The organism is Rathayibacter sp. AY1E3 (genome assembly GCF_002932235.1).
In the GTDB taxonomy this organism is placed as follows: Bacteria; Actinomycetota; Actinomycetes; order Actinomycetales; family Microbacteriaceae; genus Rathayibacter.
The window spans coordinates 25,888-45,766 of the sequence record NZ_PSVN01000001.1 but is presented as its reverse complement, the minus strand read 5'-3'; the positions used below and the strand labels follow the sequence as shown (position 1 = coordinate 45,766).

Below are 19,879 nucleotides of genomic sequence, written 5' to 3'. Positions count from 1 at the left end.
ACGCCGGTGGCCGCGAAACGCATCTCCGCTCGACGTTCCCTGCACCTTGGCTGAGCCACCGGGACGTCCGGACCCCGGGCCACGTCTTCATCATGTGCCACGGATCGTGAGCACCGCGGCCCCGGCCACGACCTCTGACCATCTGGAGAAGATCATGACCAACGTCACCCCCACCAGCCTCGCCAACGCCTCCTCGGCCAAGCACGGCACCGCCACCTCGGCCGGCAAGAACACGATCGCCGACGGTGTCGTCGAGAAGGTCGCCGGCATCGCGGCCCGCGAGGTCCCCGGCGTGCACGACCTGGGCAACGGCGCCGCCCGCGCCATCGGCGCCATCCGCAACGCGATCAACGCGCAGGACCGCGGCCAGGGCATCTCCGTCGAGGTCGGCGAGAAGCAGGTCGCCGCCGACATCACCGTCGTCGCCGAGTACCCCGTCGCGCTGCAGAAGCTCGCCGACAGCATCCGCTCCGCCGTCTCCGAGGCCATCTCCTCGGTCGTCGGAATGGAGGTCGCCGAGGTGAACGTCACCATCTCCGACGTCTTCATCCCCTCGGACGACAAGGACGACGAGACCGAGAGCCGCGTCAAGTGACTCCGTCCCACATCGGCCTGGTGCTCGGCGCGGTCCTCGCGCTGACCGCCCTCGTCTTCGGCTTCTGGGCGCTCCTCTGGGTCGCCCTCGCCATGGCGATCGGCTACGGCGTCGGGCGGGTCGTCGAGGGCAAGCTCGACCTGCGCTCCCTCGGCGACACCCTCCGCGGGCGGCGGTCCTCGTGACCGCGGCGGTGATGGCCGACGAGGCCAGCCACGGCCGCACGACGATCAGCTCGCGCGCCGTGCGCCGAGTCGTGTCGGCCGTCACCGCGGAGGCGCTGGACGTGAACTCGTCCGACGTGTCCGTCGAGCTCGACGACGAGGGAGGACGCCTCCACGTCGTCGCGCACGCCCCCATCCACGTCACGCCCCTGGGCGAGACGGGCCGCCGCTCCTCCGGGACGCTGCTGGACCGACTCAGCCGGGCGCAGACGACCATCCGCTCGCGCTGCCTCGAACTGACGGGCTCCACGATCGGCCGGGTCGACCTCCGGATCACCGGTGCCGACCTCCGAGAACGAAGGAGGGTGTCGTGACGACTCCCACCACTGTCGGCCGGGCGCTCTACCCGCGCCTGGTGCGGCGCGAGACGCACTCGTCCCGCTCCGGATCGGCGATCGTCCTCGCCGTCCTGCTCATCCTCCTGTTCGCGTGGCTGGGCACGGAGGCGGTCCTCGCCGTCCTCGGCCAGCCCGCGCTGCTCGTGGCCCCGCAGGACGGAGCGTCCTCGCTGCTCAACGCGGCCGCGGCGCCCATCGCGCTGACCGCCGCCGCCGGCGCCGTGCTCGCGCTGATCGGGCTCGTCCTGATCGTCGTGTCGCTCAAGCCCGGCCGCCGCGGCCGTCGCGCCGTCAGCACCGACCGCACCGCGGCGATCGTCGACGACCGCGTCATCGCGCAGGCCGTCGCCCGCACCGCCGGCTACGCCGGTGACGTCGACCCCGACAACGTGTCGGTGTCGGTCGGATCCCGCGTCGTCGACGTGACGGTCTCCCGCACCTCCGGCCGCAGTATCGACGTCACGCCGATCCGCGAGGCCGTCGACGCCGAGCTCGCCACGTTCGACTGCACCCCGCGCCTGCGCTCCAAGGTGCGCCTGTCCGAGAAGGGAACGGTCCGCTGATGACCACCACGAACCGATTCCTCAACCGGCTGCTCCTGTTCGTCGTGGGCCTCGTCCTCCTCCTCGCCGGCGGCGCCGTCGCGGTGGGGTCGCTGCTCCCGCAGGTGCAGGAGAACGTGTCCACCGCCGCGCAGGACGCGGCCGACCCCACGAGCCAGGCCCTCTCGGGCGGCACCCCGTGGATCCTCTGGGTCATCGCGGTCGTCGCGCTCGTCCTCATCCTGCTGCTGGTGCGCTTCATCGTGCGCCAGGGCCGCGGCCGCACCTCCACGCTGCTGCGCGTCGGCTCGGGAGAGGGAGCGGGGACGCCCACGGGCGGCTCCGTCACCATCGACGCGAAGGTCGCCGAGCAGGTCCTCGAGGAGGCCCTGTCGCAGGAGCCGTCCATCGTCGCGGTCGACGTGACCGCGTTCGAGATCAAGCACCAGAAGGTGCTGCGCGTCACCGCGCACACCCGCCGCGGCGCCTCGCCCGCCCGCACTCGGCAGACGGTCGACCAGGCCGTCCGCCAGTGGGACGCCCTCCTCGGCGAGGAGACGCCCGTCGTCATCCAGATCGTCAGCGGTCTGCGGACGAAGATGAGCGGCACCGCCCGCGTGCAGTAGCCGCCGGCACCACCGTCCGGCCCTCCCGATCGGGAGGGCCGGAGAGCCCCGCTCAGGCGGGATGGAAGTCTTTCTGAAGGAGCACCCCATGTCCGATCCGATGGAGCCCGGCACCGTCGAGCGCATCCGCACCGATGAGCAGCCGACCCCGAACGAGCAGAGCCGGCGCGAGTCCGCCCGCCGCGACGGGAAGCCGTCCGAGCCCGAGTCGACCGAGAGCCGGGTCGCGACCGCCGCCGGCGAGAGCGCCCAGCGCGTGGCCGGCGTCCACCACCTCGGTGGAGCCGTCGCCCGCGGCCTCGACCGCGCCTCCCGCCGCGTGCTGGGCACCAGCACCGTCCCCGGAGTCACGGTCTCGAAGGCCGACGGCGTCACCACCGTCGACATCGACCTCGTCGTCGAGTACCCCCACCCCGTCCGCGAGGTCCTGGACGCCGTGCGCGATCAGGTGCAGCGCGTGGCGGAGCCGGTCGCCGGCGGCCACGTCGTCGTCAACGTCGAGGCGACCGACGTCCACGGCCCGTTCGACCCGATCGAGAAGCCGGAGGAGGACGAGGAGCCGCTCGTCGACACCGCCAAGCGCGCCGCGTCCGACGCCCGCGACTCCGCCAAGGAGGCCGCCGGGAACGCTCGCGACGCCGTCTCCGGTGCCGTCGACTCCGCCCGAGGACGCCTGGCGGACGCCGCCGACGACGCCGCTGACGCGATGGACCGCGCGGCCGACGAGCGCGACGAGCGCGCAGCCGCCCAGAAGACGGCCGACGACGAGCGCGCCGCCGAGCGCGACGAGGACGACCCCCGCGTCGAGACGCACGCGGCCCCGGCCGTCGTCGAGACCGCGGAGTTCGTGGTCCGCGTCCAGGTCGAGCCGGTCGACGACGACGGCGACCCCCGCACCGCGACCGTCGAGGTCGCTCCGGCGGAGGAGTCCGAGCACGTTGAGCGCGACGAGGCCGCGGCCGATCGCGACGACGCGTCCGACGACGCCGACCGCTCCGAGGACGACCGCGCGTCGTCCGCCGCCGGTCGGGAGTAGTCCCGTGCGCACCCGCTCGTACGGCGCGCGACGCAAGCCGCGCGCGGCCTGGATCGCGCTCGGCACGGGCGTCGTGCTCTCGTTCGTGGTCGTCGTCGCCGTGCTGCTGCCCGTCCTCGGGCTGATCGGCGCGGCCGACGGCACCACGGCCGGGGCGCTCGACGTCCCGGTCGGCGCGATCGTCCTCTCGATCGTCCTCAGCTACGCGGTCGGCCTGGCCTGCCTCGCCGTCGCGTTCCTCTCCCGCAACGCGGCCCTCGCCTGGGTCGCCGCAGTGGCCGCCGTCATCGCGACGCTCATCGGCTCGATCTGGCCGCTCGTCGCGACCGGATTCGCCAGCGTCGACCAGGCGAAGGACGTCATCCCCTTCATCCAGGACCTGATCGCCCGGGTCCGGGGGTAGCGTCGGGGCGATGAGCTCCGACTACCTCCGCGCCTACGACGACCAGCTCCGCTCCGACGCCGAGACCCCGAGCGCCGTCTCCGTGACGCGCGAGGGGCCTCTGCGTCTGGTGACCTTCGCCGGCGGACGCGGCTTCGTCACCTACCGCGACCTCGCCGGCGCCTCCTCCGCGGAGATCGCCCGCCTGGTCGCCGCGGCCTGCGCGCACTTCGACGCCGATCCTGGCATCACCCGCGTCGAGTGGAAGACCCGCGGCCACGACGAGGCCCCCGGCCTGCACGACGCCCTCGTCGCGAACGGCTTCGCGCCGGACGCGGCCGAAACGATCATGATCGGCCCGGTCGAGGCGCTGCTCTCGGACCGGCCGGTCCCGGAGGGGGTCGTGCTGCGGCGGGTCGTCGACGAGCCGGACGTCCGCGCGTTCAGCGCCATGATCGACGCCGCCTTCGAGGAGGAGGTCGACGTGTCGATCGCCGATTCGCTCGTCGCCCGCCTGGCGCGCGGCGACGGCATGGAGCTGTGGGTCGCCGAGGTCGACGGTCGGATGGCGTCCGGCGGCAGGCTCGAGCCCGTCCCGGGCACCGCCTTCGCCGGCATCTGGGGCGGAGCGACGCTGCCGGAGTACCGCGGACGCGGGCTCTACGGCCTGGTCACGGCCGCCCGCGCCGCCTCCGCTCGAGCCCTCGGGAAGACCCTCGTGCACAGCGACTCGACCGAGTACTCGCGGCCCATCCTGGAGCGCGCGGGCCTCGTCCGGGTGTCGACGACGACTCCGTACCGACGGCGGCATCCGTAGTCCGCGCTCCGTGGGTTCGCGGGGATCCCGAGACGCGCGCTGAGCGCGCTACTCGATCAGCATGTCGGGGACTTCTGCTGGTCGAGTAGCCCGAAGCGGCGTATCGAGACCTGCCCGTTCGAGCGTGGGGGATCTCGATACGAGCGCTGCTCCGATCAGCTCGGGGACGTGATCTCGAGCGCGATGTTGTCGGGGTCGCGGAACTCGAGGAGGCTCATGCCGCCGGCGTCCTTGATCGGCTCGTGGGCGATGCCGAGGTCGTCGAGCACGGCCGCGGCCTCCTTCAGCGCGTCGAGGTCGGGGACGGTGAAGCTGACGTGGTCGAGCCCGACCCGGTCCTCGTCGAAGCGGTCGTCGCCGGGCGCGACGGGGCGCAGGCCGAGCAGTCCGCCCGGGAACTGGTAGATCACTCCGCCGAACACGAACGCCAGCTGCTCCTTCTCCTCCGGCGACGCGTCGGCCGGCGGCGCCTCGAAGGCGACGTCGAAGCCGAAGACGGAGTCGTAGAAGGGGCGCGAGACGGCGATGTCGCGGACGGTGAGTCGGACGTGGTTGTAGTCGACAGCGGGGATCGGCACAGGGGTTCCTCTCGGCGGGGCGGGCGGAGTGCCCGTCTCCAGTTGTTCGGAGGCGGAGGGCCGCCGGTTCGGGGCTGGCGCCGCCTCCGAGGATCGGGTAGCGCGTCAGTCCAGCTCGGTCGGGCGCGCCGGCTCGGCCAGCAGGGCGCGCGCCGCCATCCCGATCACCGCGCTGTAGGTGGGGTAGGCGAAGCGGACGTTCGCGAGGGTCGCGAGGTCGACTCCGGCCGCCATCGCCGTGGTCACCGACTGCACGACCTCGATCGCGTTCTCGCCGACCGCGTGCGCGCCGAGCAGCAGCTCGCGGCGCCGGTCGGCGATCAGCGTGAGGAACCCGTTCTCGCGGTCGTCGATGACGGCGCGGTCCAAATTTGAGAACGGCACCGAGGCGACGACGCACTGCGGGTCGCGCTCGCGGGCCTGCTCCTGCGTGAAGCCGACGCCCGCGTAGTCAGGGTCCGTGAATCCGCCCGCGGGCAGGAGGAACTGGGGCGTGCGCCTGTTCGCGCCGAGCACCGCGTTCTCGGCGGCGGCCTCCGCCTCGAACTGCGCCGCCTGGACGAGCATGTCGCGCCCGTTCGCGTCGCCGACCGCGAAGATGTGCGGCACGACGGTGCGGAAGTACTGGTCGGCGGGGATCGCGGAGCGGACGACCTCGATGCCCGCGTTCTCGAGTCCGAGGTCCTCGACGTCGGCGGGCCAGCCGGTGGCCATGATCACCACGTCGACCTCGGCCGTGCGGTCCTCGCCGCCCTCGCGCCACACGATCGCGAGCGAGCCGTCGTCCTGCCGCTCGATGCCCGACACCGTCTCGATCCCGGTGCGGACGCGGACTCCCTGGCGCTCGAAGGCGGCGCCGACGTGCTCGGAGATGCTGGAGTCGGAGGTCATCAGGATCCGCGGGGCGACGTCGAGGAGCGTCACCTCCGAGCCGAAGGCGTTGAAGACGGTGACGAGCTGGGCGCCCGTGTTGCCGCCGCCGATCACGGCGACGCGGCGCGGCAGCTCGGTCAGCCCGAGCACGTCCTCCGGCACGGTCGCGAGCTCGGCGCCCGGGATCGGCAGCCGCCGCGAGTGCCCGCCGACGCAGACCATGATCGAGCGCGCGCGGATCCGCCGCCCGCTGTCGAGCACGAGGGTGCTCTCGTCGACGAAACGGGCGCGGCCCTCGTGGATCAGGTCGACCCCCGCCTCCTCGAACCGCTGCGCCTCGCGCTTGATCGAGCGCACCAGGTCGACGCGCTCGTGCACGTGGCGCACGGTCGCGGCCCAGTCGAGGACGGGAGTGCCGATCTCGATCCCGTAGTCGCCGGCGGAGCGGGTCTCGCGCATCATCCGCGCCGTCTTCGCCAGGACGCGGGTGGGCACGCAGCCGGTGTTGACGCAGGTGCCGCCGACGCGCGCGGCCTCGAGCACGACGACGCGCGCTCCCAGCTCCGCGGCGCGGAGGGCGGCGGCCGTCCCCGCGGGTCCTGCGCCGATGACGGCGACGTCGTACTCGGCCTGCTCGGGAGTGCTGTCGGGCACGGGGACCTCCGGTTCTGGGTGTGCTCCGATCCTGCCGCTCCGCGCCCGGCAGCACCCGGCCTTGACAGCCCGCCCGCGGACCGGCGTCGCGGGCGTCCCGACGCTGAACATCGGCCGAGGACGGTTGCCCGGCGGGCGCCCGGCACGGTGGGATGACCGGGTGGGCTGCGGCGGGGGACTCGAGCGGAAGGCGCTCCGATGAGCGCCCGCACCTTCGGGGTGGAGGAGGAGTACCTCCTCGTCGACGCCGGCACGTTCCTCCCGACGCCCGCGGCGCCGCTGCTGCTCGGCTCCGTGCGCGGCTCCGTGGCGGTCGCCCTGGCCGCCGAGCTCAAGGCGGAGCAGATCGAGGCGGTCGGCTCGCCCGCCCGCACGCACGACGCGCTGCTGGCCGGACTGCGCGAGGGCCGCCGCCTGGCCGACGACTCCGCTCGCGAGGTCGGTGCCCGCGCCGTCGCGGTCGCGACCAGCCCCGCCGCGTTCGAGCCGCACCTCTCAGCCGACGAGCGCTACGACCGGATGGCCGAGCGCTTCGGCCTCGTCGCCCGCGAGCAGTTCACCTGCGGCCTGCACGTCCATGTCGGGATCGGGTCGCCGGAGGAGGGGATCGCGGTCCTCGACCGGCTGCGCGGCTGGCTGCCCGCCCTCCTCGCCCTGAGCACCAACTCCCCGCTGAGTGCCGGCGTCGACACCGGGTTCGCCAGCTGGCGCTACCAGTCCTGGGGGCGCTGGCCCACCGCCGGCCCGGTCGGGATCTGGGGCGACGTCGAGCAGTACCGGAGCGTCGTCGCCTCCCTCACCTCCTGCGGCGTGCTGCTGGACGAGGGCATGCTCTACTTCGACGCCCGTCTCTCCCGTGCGCACCCGACCGTCGAGGTGCGCATCGCCGACGTCCCGCTGCACGCCGAGGACTCGGCGTTGATCGCCGTCCTGATCCGGGCGCTCGCCGAGACGGCCGTGCGCGACGCGGACGCCGGGGTCCCGCCCGTGGCGCTGCCGACTCCGGTGATCGCCGTCTCCTCCTGGCTGGCGAGCCGCCACGGCACGACCGGCGACCTGATCGATCCGGTCGACGGCTGCCCGGCCCCCGCCTCCGCGGTACTGGCGCGCCTGCTCGACCACGCGGGTCGGGCGCTGGCGGAGTCGGGCGACGAGGAGGTCGCGGCGTGCGGCGTCGAGCGGGTCCTGGCGCGGGGCACGGGCGCCGAGAGGCAGCGCGCGGTGTGGGAGCGGACGGCGTCCGCGGCCGAGGTGATCGCGGACGCGGCGGAGGCGACGCGCGCCTAGCGGCTCGCTGGTCGCAGGCTCACGGCTCGCTGGTCGCGGGCCCGGCGGTTCAGGGCTCGCTGGTCGCGGGGTCCGGTGACCCGGACTCCACCGTTCCGGACTCCTCCGCCTCGGGCTGCGGCGGCTCCGGCACCAGCTGGTAGCCGCCCTCGATCGTCCCGTCCGGGCGGAGCAGGATCTGCGTGTACACCGGGGCGCCGCTGCGGAGCGTCGTGCCGCTGACCCGGAGGGGCTCCCCGGCGAAGAACGCCTCCGAGCCGGTGCAGCCGGCGAAGAAGGACGCGTCCGGGCGCTGCACGGCGAGGCACACCGTGGTGCCGTTCGGCTCGGTGATCAGCAGGCGGTCGTTCTCGGCGGTGTCGAACCCGGAGCCGTAGACCGTGGCCTCCCCGGCGAGCAGAGCGAGGCCCGGCGGGACGTCGGTGGTCGGCTCCCAGCCCTCGACGAGCGCGGCGAAGCGGTCGGCGGGATCCGCGGAGGCGGTCGGCGTGGCGACGGGGTCCGCGGGCGGAGGGAGGAGGAGCGCGGTGGGGACGATCGCGCCGACCGCGGCTCCGCCGACGATCGCGGCAGCGAGCACGAGGCGGCGGCGGCGCGGGTGCGGCGTCCGCGGGGCCGGCCCGTCGGGGTGCTCGGCGGGCGACTCCGCAGTCTCGGAGCCGACGGTCGCCGACAGCGGAAGTGCGGCCGCCGGCAGGGGGGCACGCGAGTCGGTCGCCGTCGCGGGATGCGCCGCGCCCGGCTGCGCTCCGGACGGCGCGGCGCCGGTCTGAGCGCCGGATCCCGTCACTCCGGGAGGAGCGTCCTCCGCCTCCAGCTCGCCGAGCCGTCGCAGCGCCTCGCGCCGCTCGTCCCGGTCGGCGCCGTCGTCGCGGGGTCGGGCCGACAGGATCCGCTCGAGATCCCTGCGCTCATCGTCCTCGGCCTGCACTCCGTCAGTATGGCGGCGCCGGACACCGGAACGGCCCGCGACCCCCGGGACTCCGCCTTCTCAGCGGTGTCCCGGTGGCCGCGGGCCGTTCCGGTGCGGGCGTCAGCCCGACGGGTTCTCGACCGGGTCGCCCTCGGGGTCGGTGGCCGTCTCGGGGTCGACGTGCTCGGGGTCGGTGGTCTGCGGGTCCTCGGGAGTGTTCTTCTCGGTCATCGGATCCTCCTTGTCGCTGGGTGCGGAACGTGCGGACAGGTTCCACGCTACGGCGGGAGCTCCGTGGAGCGCGCCCGGTTGACTCCGCCGCCCGGTGTCCGGAACCGAGGTCAGGAGCGGCGGATCCGCCCGAGCGGCCCGTCACGCTGCTTCCGGCCTCGGCTCCGGACGCCGCTCGCCTCAGCCGGCCACTTCACCCGTGGCAGCCGCGGGCGTCCACCGCAAGGCCTGGCAGCGCTCTGTCGCGATTCGTACGCTGAACCCATCGAGCCGAGGAGCAGCAGCGCCACATGATCCGCACCAACGTCACCATCGAGGGCAAGACCTACGGGCTGTCCCAGGGGACCGACGTCGCCGAGCTGAAGCGGTCGGCGACCGAGGCGACGCAGGCCGGAGGAGGCCTCGTCGACTTCGTGATCGTGGGCAACCGCCAGGTCAGCGTCCTGATCTCGACGGGTGTTCCGGTGATCTTCGAGGAGCTCGAGGTGCCGGACGACGACCGCGACACCGGTGACGTCCACCAGCCGTGGGACGACATCGACTACCTCGACTGACCCCGTCCTCCCGGTCGCGCCGAGTCGCGGCCGGGTCCCAGACGCCTGAGGGGCGCCGCCGGCTGGACCCGGCGTCTCTCGGGCACCCCGTGCCGCGCTACTCCGCGGACTCGCTCTCGGCCAGCTCGCCCTCGACCAGCGTGCGGGCGGCCGAGGCGAGGGCCGAGCGGATGCGCTCCGCCGGCTCCTGCAGCATCGCCGCGATCGCGTCGACGTCGTGGCCGCCGGTGTGCCGGAGCAGCCAGGCCTGGCGCTCGAGCGTCGGCAGGGCGTGCAGGCGGCGGTGGAAGCCCGAGCGCAGCAGGTCGTCCTCGCGGATCGCCGCGGGGGCCTGCTCGGCGCGCTCCATCGCGGAGCCGCCGCGCTGCACGCTCGCGCGCCCGACCTCGGAGCGCATCAGGTCGAGGGCGCCCGTGTCGTCGAGTCCCTGCGGCCGTCCGCTGCGGACGGTGACCGCCGCGTGGCGGAGGGCGGCGCTCGCCGCGGAGTCCGACAGCGTGAGGCGGTAGGCGTACGCGTAGAGGCCGAAGGCGCGGTTCTCGAGGGCGCGGCCGGCGAGCAGCTCGCCCTGCTGCTGCGACTGCGTCATGCCGACGGCGGCGACGGGTCTGTCGTAGGTGGTCACGGTGACTCCTCGGCTCCGCGCGCTCCCGGTCGGGAAACGCGTCGGAGGCGATGCTAGGGAGTCGAGAACGATCGTTCTACCCTTGACATTTCAGAATCTTTTTCGATGCATGCGCATGGAAGCGCTTTCCCGACAACCGTCCTGGAAAGTGGAAGCGCTCTCACTCCCGCGCCGAGAGGATGCAGAACTCGTTGCCCTCCGGGTCGGCGAGCACGACCCAGGACTGCTCGCCCTGCCCGACGTCGGACCGCGTCGCCCCCAGGCCGACCAGCCGCGCGACCTCCGCCTCCTGGTCGTCCGGCACGAAATCCAGGTGCAGGCGGTTCTTCACGGTCTTGCGCTCGGGTACGTCGAGGAAGAGGAGGCTCGGCCCGCGGCCCGACGGGGCGAGCAGCTCGATGCCGTCCTCGTCCTCGTCGACGACGTCCCAGCCGAGCGCCTCCTGCCACCAGTGCCCGAGGGTCCGGAAGTCGGTGCAGTCGACGATGATCTCTTCGAGTCGGAGGGCCATGCACCGACGCTAATCGGCGCGGGGCGTGTCGGGGAAGTGCGTCCGGCGGGTCCGCGCGGCGCCGCGGCTCCGTCCGGCCGTGTCGTCCGCGGGGAGGGGTGCCCGTGCCGCTTCGGCACGAGCGCTGGCGGCCGGAGCGGCGGCGCGGCATCCTCGACGCGGGTGCCCCTGCGCCCGGGGACGAGGAGCAGCATGAGCACCGCACGCGAGCAGTGGGAGGCGCGCTACGCCGACTCCGATCGGATCTGGTCGGGCCGGCCGAACGCGACGCTGGTCGGGCTGGTCGGCTCGCTGCCGCCGGGCCGCGCCCTCGACCTCGGCGCCGGCGAGGGGGCGGACGCGCTGTGGCTGGCGTCGCTCGGCTGGAGCGTGACCGGGCTCGACCTCTCCGAGACGGCGCTGGGCCGGGCGCGCGCGGCCGCGGCCGAGCGGGGCGCCGACGTGGACTTCGTGCAGGCCGACCTCGCCGAGGACTGGCCGGTCGTGGGGGAGTTCGATCTGGTGACGGCGAGCTTCCTGCACTCGATGGCCGAGTTCCCGCGGATCGACGTGCTGCGGCGGGCGGCCTCCGTCGTCGCTCCCGGCGGCCGCCTCGCCGTCGTCTCGCACGCCGCACCCCCGCCGTGGGCGAGCGGCGACGACCACCGCCACGGAGCGATGCACCTCGTCGGCCCCGAGGAGGAGCTCGCCGAGCTGGCCCTCGACCCCGCAGAGTGGACCGCGGAGCTCGTCGAGACGCGGGAGCGCGCCGTGACCGCTCCCGACGGCACGGCAGCCGTGCTCCTGGACGGCGTGATGCTCCTGCAGCGACGCGGCTGAGCAGGCGCCGCTCGAGGACCCGCGGCCGGGCTAGCGTGGTCCGCGATCCCGACCCCGCAGGAGGCGCCGATGCCGCTCGATCCGTATCTCGCCGCCCGGCTGCCCCTCCTGGCCGGCCTCGCGTATCCGCTCGACGCCGAGCAGGCCGCCCGCATGGCCGCCTTCGAGGAGGATCCGGGGCCCTGGTGGCTGCCCGAGGGGATCGACGTCGTCACGGAGACCGCGTCCGGCCCGCACGGACCGGTCCCGCTGCGCGTGTACTCGCCCGCCGCGCCCGAGCGCGCTCTGCTCTGGGTGCACGGAGGAGGATTCGCCGCCGGGAGCATCGACATGCGCGAGTCGCACGTCGTCGCGGCGGAGCTCGCCCACCGGGCGCGGGCCCGGGTCGTCTCCGTCGACTACCGGCTCGCCGGCCCCGACGTCCGCTACCCCGTCCCGCTGGACGACGTGCACGCCGCCTGGCGGCACCTCCGCAGCACGGAGTCCGGATCCACGCCCGTCGCGATCGGCGGCGCGAGCGCGGGAGCGGCCCTGGCCCTCGGCGCGGTCCTCCGCGAGCGCGACGCCGGTGCGCGGCTGCCGGAGCACGTGCTCCTGGCCTACCCCTTCGCCCACTTCCCCAACCCCGCCGTCGACGACGCGATCGCGGCCGAGCTGCGCGAGCTGCCGCCGGTCCTCCGCTTCCCTCCGTCGAGCATCGAGGGCATGGTGCGCACCTACCTCGGGCGGATCTCCGACCTCCCCGTCGAGGCGCTGCCCGGCTCCGCGCCGCTGGCGGGTCTGCCTCCGGTCACGGTCCTCGTGAACGAGTACGACGAGCTGCGCGGGTCGGCGGAGCTGCTCCTGCGCCAGCTCGCGGAGGCGGGCGTCGCCGTGACCGGGCACCTGGCCGCCGGCATGCCCCACGGGCACCTCAACCGGACGCCGGCGCTGCCCGAGGTCGACCGCTCGCTGCACCTCTTCGCGGCTCAGCTGCGCGCGATGGGCTGAGGCGCTCGGCCCCGTCCCGTCCCGCTCTGCCCCGCTCAGCTCAGGCGCGGTCCGCACCGTCCCGCTCAGGCGCGGTCGTGCAGGGTGACGTGGTAGCCGTCCGGGTCGGCGAAGGTGAAGGTGCGCCCGAACGGGCCGTCGATGGGAGCCGCGACGACGGGGTGCCCGTCGGCGACGAGCGCGTCGTGGATCTCCTGCACGCCGGTCGCGTGCAGCCAGATCGCGGCGCCCACCCCGGGGCGGGAGGCGGAGTCGAGGTCGGTGCCGGGCGCGAGGTCGCGCAGGGCGAAGGCGATCGGAGTCGTCGTGAAGACGACGGCGTGCGGCGGGCCGGCGGGCGAGCGGACCAGGCCGAGGTACTGCTCGTAGAACGCCTGGGACGCCGCGAGGTCGCGGACCTGGAGCGAGACGAAGTCGGGGCCGGTGACGGGCATGGGGTTCCTCCTCGGTTGTGTCAGCTTTCTGACACACAGGAGCGTATGTCAGAATACTGACATGAGTCAAGACGGCATCGACCTCGAGACCTCGCTCGGCTACCTCCTCAAGGAGGCATCGAGCGCCCTGCGCGCGGCGATGGAGGCCGTGCTCCGCCCGCTCGGGATGACGGTCACCCACTACTCCTGCCTCGAGCTCCTCGCCCAGCGGCCGGGCCTCTCCAACTCGGAGCTCGCGCGGGGCGCCTTCGTCACCCGGCAGTCGATGAACGTCCTGCTGCAGACTCTGGAGCGCGACGGCGTCGTCACCCGCCCCGACGCGGCTCCGGTCGGCAAGGCGCTCCCCACCCGGCTCACCGAGCGCGGACGCCGGAGCCTGGCCGAGGCGTCCGCCGCCGTCCGCGGGGTGGAGCTGCGGATGCTGGAGGGGCTCGCGGAGGAGGAGCGGCAGGCGGCGGCGCGCCTGCTCCGCGGCATGATCCGGTCGCTGCGGGCGGACGACCGCACCTGAGGCCGCGCTGTTCCGCCGTCTGTAGGAACGGGCGCCGCGCGCTCGCCGGTACGGTCGCGCTCATTGCAGCAGGAGGAGCGGTGCGCCCGCTCGACGTCGGGATCGTCGGCGGCTCGATCGGCGGACTGTTCGCCGCGGCCCTGCTCGTCCGCGACGGGCACCGCGTGACGGTCCTCGAGCGGTCGGCGACGGGCCTGTCGCGGCGGGGCGCCGGGCTGGTGGCCCAGCAGGACCTGATCGACCTCCTGCACGCGATCGGCCGCGACGACGAGGCGCGGGTCGGCGTCGTCGCGCACGAGCGGATCACCCTCGACCGCTCCGGGCGCGTGATCGGCCGCGACCCCTCCCCGCAGACGCAGGTGTCGTGGGACCACCTCTACGACTCGCTCCGCTCGCGGATCCCCGCCGACCGCTACCTCCTCGGTCACGCCGTCGCCGGGGTGCGCCCCTCGACCGGGACGGACCCGGTCGTCGTCGAGCTGTGCGACGGGAGCGGCGTGGAGTTCGACGTCGTCATCGGAGCCGACGGCCTCGGATCCGTCGTGCGCGCGGCGGTCGCGCCCGAGGCGCCGGGCAACCGCTACGCCGGCTACTCGACCTGGCGCGGGCTGATCCCGGAGTCGGCGCTCCCCGCCGAGGCCGCGGCGACTCTGCTCGGGCGCTTCGCCTTCTACACCGCGCCCGGCGAGCACATGCTCGGCTACCTCGTCCCCGGACCCGCCGGCGAGGTGGAGCCCGGCCGCCGGCGCTACAACTGGGTCTGGTACCGGCCCCTCTCCGAGGACGCCCTCCGCGGAGTGATGACGGTGTCCGGCCGTCCGCCGGAGAGCGTGTCCCTCGCGCCCGGCGACCTCGCTCCCGATCTCCGCCGTCGGCTCGAGGAGGACGCGGTCGACCGCCTGCCGCCGCCCTTCGCGGCTGCCGTCCTGGCCGAGTCGCAGCCCTTCCTGCAGGCGATCGTCGACTACGTCCCGCCGCGGACGGTGCGCGGCCGGGTCGCCCTCCTCGGTGACGCGGCCGTGACGGTGCGGCCGCACACGGCCATGGGCGCGGCCAAGGCGGCGGGCGACGCGCTGGCCCTCGCCGGCTCCCTCGCGCGGCACCCGGTCGACGAGGCGCTCCAGCGCTACGAGGCCGAGCGGCTCCCCGTCGGCCGCGCCATCGCCGAGTACGGCAGGCGCCTGGGCCGCTCGATCCCGCTGCTGTCCGAGTGACCGCAGCAGCATGCGCCCGGCCGAACCCGGATCGACGGCGCGAGCCGATCCTCGGTCGGAGCGGACATGGCTCGCGCTCGCCCTTCAGCGTGCAGGGTCCGATGCGCTGCCCGGCGGCGACTCGAAGGGAAGCTGGAACGGGGGTTCGCAGCATCGCATGGTCGCCACCACGTGGCGCCGGCGCGGACGATTGCAGTCGATAGCGACGAATTAGGTTTCGGCTAGAGGTGACTATCATCGGCTAGATGTTGCCTGAGCAGAACCCCTACAGCCCTGGATCCGGTCGGCGGCCGCCCGAGCTCGTTGGTCGGACTGGCGAGCTCGAAGCGTTCGACACGATCCGCGCTCGTGTCACGCATGGAATGAGCGATCGCGGCATCGTCCTCACGGGCCTCCGCGGCGTCGGCAAGACGGTGCTGTTGAACGAGATGCACCGCATGGCGGAGTCGTTCGAGTGGCTCACGGTGCGCCTCGAGGCGCGTCGGGATGAAGGCGGCGCGCGGGCCGTAAGGCGTGCCCTGGCTCGAGAGCTCGTCGTGTCCGCTCGCAAGCTCACCCGCTCGAAGCCGACGGCGCTGATGCGAGAAGCACTCGGCACGATCTCCTCGTTCAATGCGAAGGTCGGTGCAACGGGGATCGAACTCGGAGTCGCACTCAACGACGGACGTGCCGACTCCGGCGACGCTGAAGTCGACCTCCTCGAGCTCGTCGAAGACGTTTCCACCGCTCTGGGGGAACGTCGTCGTGCCTTCGGTGTGTTCGTCGATGAGATGCAGGACCTCGATGCGGAGACGATGGGTGCGCTCATCGCCGCTCAGCATGCGGCGAACCAGCGGGAGTGGCCGTTCTACATCATCGCCGCCGGCCTCCCGAATCTCCCCCGTGTCCTCACCGAGACGCGTTCGTACGCCGAGCGCCTCTTCAACTACCGACAGATAGGCACCTTCTCTCGCGACGATGCGGCGCACGCTCTCCGAGAGCCCGCGGAGCGGCTCGGCGCTGAGTTCGCTCCCGATGCGCTCGAGATTCTCCTCGAAGCCGCAGGCGGCTACCCGTACTTCATTCAGGAGTACGGGCAGGCCGCATGGAACCTCTCCAGTCGTCTTGTCACTCTGGCCGACGCCACGGCAGCAGTGCAGTACGGGACCGAACAGCTCGATGCCGGATTCTTCCGCTCACGATGGCAGCGAGCCACGCGCTCAGAGCGACGAATGCTCCGCGCCATGGCAGCCGACGGTGAGGGACCCTCCTCCACCGCTCTCGTCACGCAGCGAATGGGTATCCCGACAACCAGCCTCGGGCCCTACCGTGCCGCGCTCATCAGCAAAGGACTGGTCTACTCACCCGAGCACGGCCAGATCGCCTTCACGGTCCCCGGCATGGCTGGATACGTCGACCGCCACCACGAGGACCTCGACGACGGGAGCCCGAGCGTCTGAAGTCGACCAGACGTCTCCTCTCTCAAGGGCTCGGAGTCCGGTCGCGTACGGGACGTCGCAGAACAGTAGGCCTGGGGAGGCATCAAGACGGAGAACCAGGGACGGCCCTGATCTTCCGGCTGGTCTCCTCAGGTGAGCCGAGGTCCGTGCTCGTCACGAGTTCATCCGCCGCCCCCGCCTGGCCGCTCCCCGCCGTCCGCCGCGCGTCCCTTGCTCCCCGACCGCGGAGACGGCACCCTCGGGTGACGGACCACGGCGAAGGAGACGCATGGACGACGACGGACTCCTGGCTGCGCTGCTGCGGGGACGGCCGGCGACGCTGGCCGACGCGGCGGAGCTGACCCACATCGACGAGGCCGAGGTCGCCGCGGCGATCGAGCGGCTCCGCGGCCGGGGGCTCATGGGCGGCGAGGGCGATCAGCTCGACTTCCCGGCGCCGATGGAGTGGGCGGCCGCGGCCATCGCCCGGCACACGGAGTCGGCGCGGCGGGCGGGCAGGGAGTCCCTGGACGGGATCGAGCGCGTCGTCGCGGGCCTGCCGATGCTGCTCGGCGCCTGGCGGGTCGGCGAGGACACGACGGATCCGGTGCCGACCCTCCTCCGTCACGGGCCGCACGCGTCCGAGGACCTCTGGTTCGACCTCGTCCGCCGCGACTCCGGCTCGCTCGTGGCGGTGCTCCCGAACGTGGAGCGTTTCCTCGACCCGCCGACGGAGCGGGCGATCCGCTTCGGGCACGCGCTCGCGGCGAAGGACCGGGTGCGCGTCATCATGCCGGCCGCCGGCGCGCGCGACCCCCGGGTGCTCGCCCGGGTGGAGGCGTACCAGGCGGCGGGCGTCGAGTACCGGCTCCTCGAGAGCCCGCCGAGCTGGTTCTGGGTCGACGGCGACCACCTCGCCGTCCCGTTCGAGCGGGGCGAGACGAAGCCGACCAGCGTGCTCGGCGTGCGCCATGCGGCGCTGGCCGGGCTGGTCGAGTCGTACTTCGAGGTCCTGTGGCGGCAGGCCGCTCCGATCGGCGCCGTCGACCAGAGCTGGCTGCCGCTGCTCCGGCTGATGCGCCAGGGCGTCACGCTCGAGACCGCGTCGCACCGGCTCGGCATGAATCCGCGGACCGGCCGCCGCCGCGTGGCCGCCGCGATGGAGCACTACGGAGTGGCGACGCTCTTCGCGCTCGGCACGGCGTGGGCGGCGGACTCGCGCACCCGCGACGGCGACGCCGGTGCCGGAGAGCCGGTGCTCGTCGATCCGGAGGCGCTCGAGCCGGGAGCGCTGGACGACGGCGAGATCGACCTCGCCGAGACGGTGCCGCGCGATTGAGCTCCCGCGGGACCGAGCCGTGCGGCCGACCCCTCGACGCCTTCGGGTGGCAGTGAGGAGTCGGCCGATGCGCCCGCCCGGGCACCTCTCCAGTGTCCGGACGTGACCACTGCGGGGACAAGAGCCTGTAGCGGACACGTCCGCAAGAGGACACCGCACCCGGGAGCGGATCGCCGGCGCTCCCGCTCGGAGGCGGGCGCGTGCCAGGCTTGCCGCATGGATCTCGAGGTGCGGCCGGGGCTCGTCGTCCCCGCATCGGAGCTGCAGTGGCGGTTCTCGCGCTCCTCCGGGCCCGGCGGGCAGCACGTGAACACCTCCGACAGCCGCGTTCAGCTCACCTGGAACGTCGAAGAGTCGACGGCCCTCTCGGACGAGCAGCGCTCGCGTCTGCTCGAGCGCCTCGGGCGGCGGCTCGTCTCCGGAGCGGTCACCGTCACGGTGGCGCAGCAGCGCTCGCAGCTGCGCAACCGCGAGACGGCCCTCGAGATGCTCCGCGGGATCATCACCGCGGCCCTCGCGCCGCCCTCCGCCCCGCGGCGCCCGACCCGGCCCACGCGCGGCTCCACCCGCCGTCGGCTCGCCGCGAAGCAGCAGCGCTCCGAGACGAAGCAGCAGCGCCGGCGGCCGCCCGGCGACTGAGCGGAGCCGCGGGGCCCGCCTGGCGGTTGCGCGGAGTCGCAGGGTCCGCCCACAGGCTGCGCGGAGCCACGGGCCCCGGTCGCGCCGGACCCCGCTCAGGGAGTGAAGAACGCCTCGATCGCCGCGGTCAGGGCGACCAGGTCGTCCACGTGGGCGAGCTCGCGCGCCGAGTGCATCGAGAGCAGCGGCACTCCCACGTCGACCGTGGAGATGCCGAGCCGGGTCGCGGTCAGCGGGCCGATCGTGGATCCGCACGGCACCGAGTTGTTCGAGACGAACTCCTGGTACCCGACGCCGGCGCGCTCGCAGACGCCCGCCCACAGCGCCGCACCGCGCGCATCCGTCGCGTAGCGCTGCGTCGCGTTGATCTTGAGCAGCGGCCCCTTCCCGGCGACCGGCTGGTTCGCCGGGTCGTGCTTCTCGGAGTAGTTGGGGTGCACCGAGTGGCCCGCGTCGGCTGAGAGGCACCAGGAGGCGGCGATCGCCCGGGCGCGCTCGTCGACGCCGGCGCCGAGGGCCGTGCCGATGCGCGAGAGGACGTCCTCGAGGAACGGCCCGCTCGCTCCGGACCGGCTCGCCGAGCCGAGCTCCTCGTGGTCGAAGGCGGCGAGCACGCTGATGTGCGCGGGCGGCGCCGCGGGATCGGCGCTCGCCGCGAGGAGCGCGACGAGGCCGGCGTGCACGGAGCTGAGATCGTCCATCCGCCCGGCGGCGAGGAGCATCTCGTCGAGGCCGAAGCGGCGCGGCGCCTGCGTGTCGGCGGTGAGCAGGTCGTAGCCGGCGATGTCGGAGGCGTCGTCGAGCCCGGCGTGCGCGGCGAGCAGCTGGAGCAGGTCGACCTCGGAGGCGTCGCCGATGCCGAACACGGGGACGGTGTGCTTCTGGCGGTCGAGGGTGAGGCCCTCGTTCGCCGTGCGGTCGAGGTGGATCGCGAGCTGCGGGATGCGCAGCAGCGGGCCGGTCCGGAGCAGGCGCGTCGAGCCGTCGCGGGTGACCACGCGCCCGGCCAGCTCGAGCTCGCGGTCGAGCCAGGAGTTGAGCAGCGGGCCGCCGTAGATCTCGACGCCGGCCTGCAGCCAGCCCTTCGAGCCGATCGTCGGCCGGGGCTTCAGCATGAAGCCGGGGGAGTCGGTGTGGGCGCCCAGGACGCGGAAGGGCGTGGTCGCCCCGGAGCCCTCGGGCAAGTGCCAGGCGATGATCGCGCCGTCGCGGACGACGTAGTACCGGCCGGGCTCCGCAGGCCACGCCTGCGTCTCGTCCAGCCCCGTGAATCCGGCTCCCTCGAGGCGCCGTGCCGCCTCGGCGGCCGCGTGGTACGAGGAGGGGGAGGCGGTCAGGAACTCGGCGAAGTCGGCGATGTGGTCGTCACGCGTGGTCATCCCTCCAGTGAAGCACGCGGCGCGGCCGGGACGGGGAGGGTGCCGGGGGAGCCCCTGCGGCGGCCGTCACGGCCGGGCAGGGGCACCCCGGGGCGGAGGGTCAGCGCCGGGTCAGGTCGACGTCGGCCTCCGCGGCGATCGCCTTGATCAGCGCCGAGGCGTTCTCCCCGCCGAAGCCGGCGGCCATCGCCTCGTCGATGTAGTGGCGGGCCGTCGCGACGCCGGGGACGGGCGCACCGACGCTGTCCGCGTAGGCCTGGATCAGCCCCGCGTCCTTCTGCATCAGCGCGAGGGCGAAGGACGGCGAGTAGTCGCCGGCGACAGCCTGCTCGACCCGCTACGGGCGTCGC

General features: G+C 73.8%; 24 protein-coding genes and 1 pseudogene. 17 read left to right on the top strand and 8 right to left on the bottom strand.

All coding sequences use genetic code 11. The features are described from left to right. Positions 1 to 154 precede the first annotated feature (154 nt). The 8 genes from C5C53_RS00215 to C5C53_RS00180 all read left to right on the top strand — a co-directional run bounded on the left by C5C53_RS00215 (position 155) and on the right by C5C53_RS00180 (position 4,560). A complete protein-coding gene (locus C5C53_RS00215; protein ID WP_104223989.1) occupies positions 155 to 595 on the top strand; it encodes an Asp23/Gls24 family envelope stress response protein in 441 nt (146 codons plus the stop codon). Further along, entirely contained in the window at positions 592 to 780 is a 189-nt protein-coding gene (locus tag C5C53_RS00210; protein WP_104223990.1) for a DUF2273 domain-containing protein, read from the top strand. The genes C5C53_RS00215 and C5C53_RS00210 overlap by 4 nt, the downstream gene beginning before the upstream one ends. Further along, the gene (locus C5C53_RS00205; protein WP_244230558.1) at positions 777 to 1,133 is read left to right on the top strand and encodes a hypothetical protein; all 357 of its coding nucleotides are present in this window, start codon (positions 777 to 779) and stop codon (positions 1,131 to 1,133) included. The genes C5C53_RS00210 and C5C53_RS00205 overlap by 4 nt, the downstream gene beginning before the upstream one ends. Beyond that, positions 1,130 to 1,720, top strand: a complete 591-nt coding sequence (locus C5C53_RS00200; RefSeq protein WP_104266518.1) for a DUF6286 domain-containing protein — start codon at positions 1,130 to 1,132, stop codon at positions 1,718 to 1,720. Before C5C53_RS00205 ends, C5C53_RS00200 begins: the two co-directional genes overlap by 4 nt. Next, the gene (locus tag C5C53_RS00195; RefSeq protein WP_104238125.1) at positions 1,720 to 2,325 is read left to right on the top strand and encodes a hypothetical protein; all 606 of its coding nucleotides are present in this window, start codon (positions 1,720 to 1,722) and stop codon (positions 2,323 to 2,325) included. The genes C5C53_RS00200 and C5C53_RS00195 overlap by 1 nt, the downstream gene beginning before the upstream one ends. Before the next feature lie 88 nt (positions 2,326 to 2,413). Then, a complete protein-coding gene (locus tag C5C53_RS00190) occupies positions 2,414 to 3,361 on the top strand; it encodes an Asp23/Gls24 family envelope stress response protein (protein ID WP_181127683.1) in 948 nt (315 codons plus the stop codon). Between the two features lie 4 nt (positions 3,362 to 3,365). Then, positions 3,366 to 3,764, top strand: coding sequence for a hypothetical protein (locus C5C53_RS00185; RefSeq protein WP_104223994.1), 399 nt, complete (start codon positions 3,366 to 3,368; stop codon positions 3,762 to 3,764). Positions 3,765 to 3,774: 10 nt separating this feature from the next. Beyond that, positions 3,775 to 4,560 (top strand): GNAT family N-acetyltransferase, encoded by a 786-nt coding sequence (locus C5C53_RS00180; protein ID WP_104266516.1) that lies wholly within the window; start codon positions 3,775 to 3,777, stop codon positions 4,558 to 4,560. Between the two features lie 155 nt (positions 4,561 to 4,715). On the opposite strand, the gene C5C53_RS00175 is transcribed toward C5C53_RS00180, so the two are convergent. Next, positions 4,716 to 5,138 (bottom strand): VOC family protein, encoded by a 423-nt coding sequence (locus tag C5C53_RS00175; protein WP_104266515.1) that lies wholly within the window; start codon positions 5,136 to 5,138, stop codon positions 4,716 to 4,718. 105 nt (positions 5,139 to 5,243) lie between these two features. Further along, positions 5,244 to 6,665: an NAD(P)/FAD-dependent oxidoreductase gene (locus C5C53_RS00170; protein ID WP_258075331.1), complete on the bottom strand. Its 1,422-nt coding sequence runs from the start codon at positions 6,663 to 6,665 to the stop codon at positions 5,244 to 5,246. 198 nt (positions 6,666 to 6,863) lie between these two features. On the opposite strand from C5C53_RS00170, the gene C5C53_RS00165 reads away from it, so the two are divergent. Beyond that, complete coding sequence (locus tag C5C53_RS00165) at positions 6,864 to 7,952, top strand: glutamate--cysteine ligase (protein ID WP_104266513.1); 1,089 nt, start codon at positions 6,864 to 6,866, stop codon at positions 7,950 to 7,952. Positions 7,953 to 8,001: 49 nt separating this feature from the next. On the opposite strand, the gene C5C53_RS00160 is transcribed toward C5C53_RS00165, so the two are convergent. Beyond that, positions 8,002 to 8,883: a hypothetical protein gene (locus tag C5C53_RS00160; protein WP_104266512.1), complete on the bottom strand. Its 882-nt coding sequence runs from the start codon at positions 8,881 to 8,883 to the stop codon at positions 8,002 to 8,004. Between the two features lie 503 nt (positions 8,884 to 9,386). Here C5C53_RS00160 and C5C53_RS00155 point away from each other — a divergent pair. Further along, positions 9,387 to 9,650: a hypothetical protein gene (locus C5C53_RS00155; protein ID WP_104266511.1), complete on the top strand. Its 264-nt coding sequence runs from the start codon at positions 9,387 to 9,389 to the stop codon at positions 9,648 to 9,650. A gap of 97 nt (positions 9,651 to 9,747) precedes the next feature. Here the strand turns inward: C5C53_RS00155 and C5C53_RS00150 are convergent, their stop codons facing one another. Then, positions 9,748 to 10,275 (bottom strand): hypothetical protein, encoded by a 528-nt coding sequence (locus C5C53_RS00150; RefSeq protein ID WP_104232920.1) that lies wholly within the window; start codon positions 10,273 to 10,275, stop codon positions 9,748 to 9,750. Positions 10,276 to 10,435: 160 nt separating this feature from the next. After that, positions 10,436 to 10,786 carry a VOC family protein gene (locus C5C53_RS00145; RefSeq protein ID WP_104224051.1) on the bottom strand — a complete coding sequence of 117 codons (351 nt, stop codon included), beginning with the start codon at positions 10,784 to 10,786 and terminating at the stop codon, positions 10,436 to 10,438. 192 nt (positions 10,787 to 10,978) lie between these two features. On the opposite strand from C5C53_RS00145, the gene C5C53_RS00140 reads away from it, so the two are divergent. Next, positions 10,979 to 11,605, top strand: a complete 627-nt coding sequence (locus C5C53_RS00140) for a class I SAM-dependent methyltransferase (RefSeq protein WP_104232919.1) — start codon at positions 10,979 to 10,981, stop codon at positions 11,603 to 11,605. Between the two features lie 69 nt (positions 11,606 to 11,674). After that, positions 11,675 to 12,595 (top strand): alpha/beta hydrolase fold domain-containing protein, encoded by a 921-nt coding sequence (locus tag C5C53_RS00135; RefSeq protein ID WP_104266510.1) that lies wholly within the window; start codon positions 11,675 to 11,677, stop codon positions 12,593 to 12,595. A gap of 65 nt (positions 12,596 to 12,660) precedes the next feature. Here C5C53_RS00135 and C5C53_RS00130 read toward each other — a convergent pair whose 3' ends face one another. Continuing rightward, positions 12,661 to 13,029 (bottom strand): VOC family protein, encoded by a 369-nt coding sequence (locus tag C5C53_RS00130; RefSeq protein ID WP_104225857.1) that lies wholly within the window; start codon positions 13,027 to 13,029, stop codon positions 12,661 to 12,663. A 61-nt stretch (positions 13,030 to 13,090) separates the two neighbouring features. Between C5C53_RS00130 and C5C53_RS00125 the strand changes: the two genes are divergently transcribed. From C5C53_RS00125 to arfB, 5 genes are all read left to right on the top strand, one after another. Further along, positions 13,091 to 13,540 (top strand): MarR family winged helix-turn-helix transcriptional regulator, encoded by a 450-nt coding sequence (locus tag C5C53_RS00125; RefSeq protein ID WP_104266509.1) that lies wholly within the window; start codon positions 13,091 to 13,093, stop codon positions 13,538 to 13,540. 80 nt (positions 13,541 to 13,620) lie between these two features. Continuing rightward, the gene (locus tag C5C53_RS00120) at positions 13,621 to 14,754 is read left to right on the top strand and encodes an FAD-dependent monooxygenase (protein WP_104266508.1); all 1,134 of its coding nucleotides are present in this window, start codon (positions 13,621 to 13,623) and stop codon (positions 14,752 to 14,754) included. Positions 14,755 to 14,999: 245 nt separating this feature from the next. After that, on the top strand, positions 15,000 to 16,193 hold the full coding sequence (locus C5C53_RS00115) for an ATP-binding protein (protein WP_104225860.1): 1,194 nt from the start codon (positions 15,000 to 15,002) through the stop codon (positions 16,191 to 16,193). Between the two features lie 268 nt (positions 16,194 to 16,461). Further along, positions 16,462 to 17,511 (top strand): hypothetical protein, encoded by a 1,050-nt coding sequence (locus C5C53_RS00110; RefSeq protein WP_104266507.1) that lies wholly within the window; start codon positions 16,462 to 16,464, stop codon positions 17,509 to 17,511. A 216-nt stretch (positions 17,512 to 17,727) separates the two neighbouring features. Beyond that, complete coding sequence (gene arfB, locus C5C53_RS00105; protein ID WP_104266506.1) at positions 17,728 to 18,150, top strand: alternative ribosome rescue aminoacyl-tRNA hydrolase ArfB; 423 nt, start codon at positions 17,728 to 17,730, stop codon at positions 18,148 to 18,150. Between the two features lie 95 nt (positions 18,151 to 18,245). Here arfB and C5C53_RS00100 read toward each other — a convergent pair whose 3' ends face one another. Then, the gene (locus C5C53_RS00100) at positions 18,246 to 19,529 is read right to left on the bottom strand and encodes a M18 family aminopeptidase (RefSeq protein ID WP_104266505.1); all 1,284 of its coding nucleotides are present in this window, start codon (positions 19,527 to 19,529) and stop codon (positions 18,246 to 18,248) included. Positions 19,530 to 19,629: 100 nt separating this feature from the next. Continuing rightward, positions 19,630 to 19,842 (bottom strand): annotated as a pseudogene (locus C5C53_RS00095) (NAD-binding protein); the annotation flags it as partial. Positions 19,843 to 19,879: the final 37 nt, after the last annotated feature.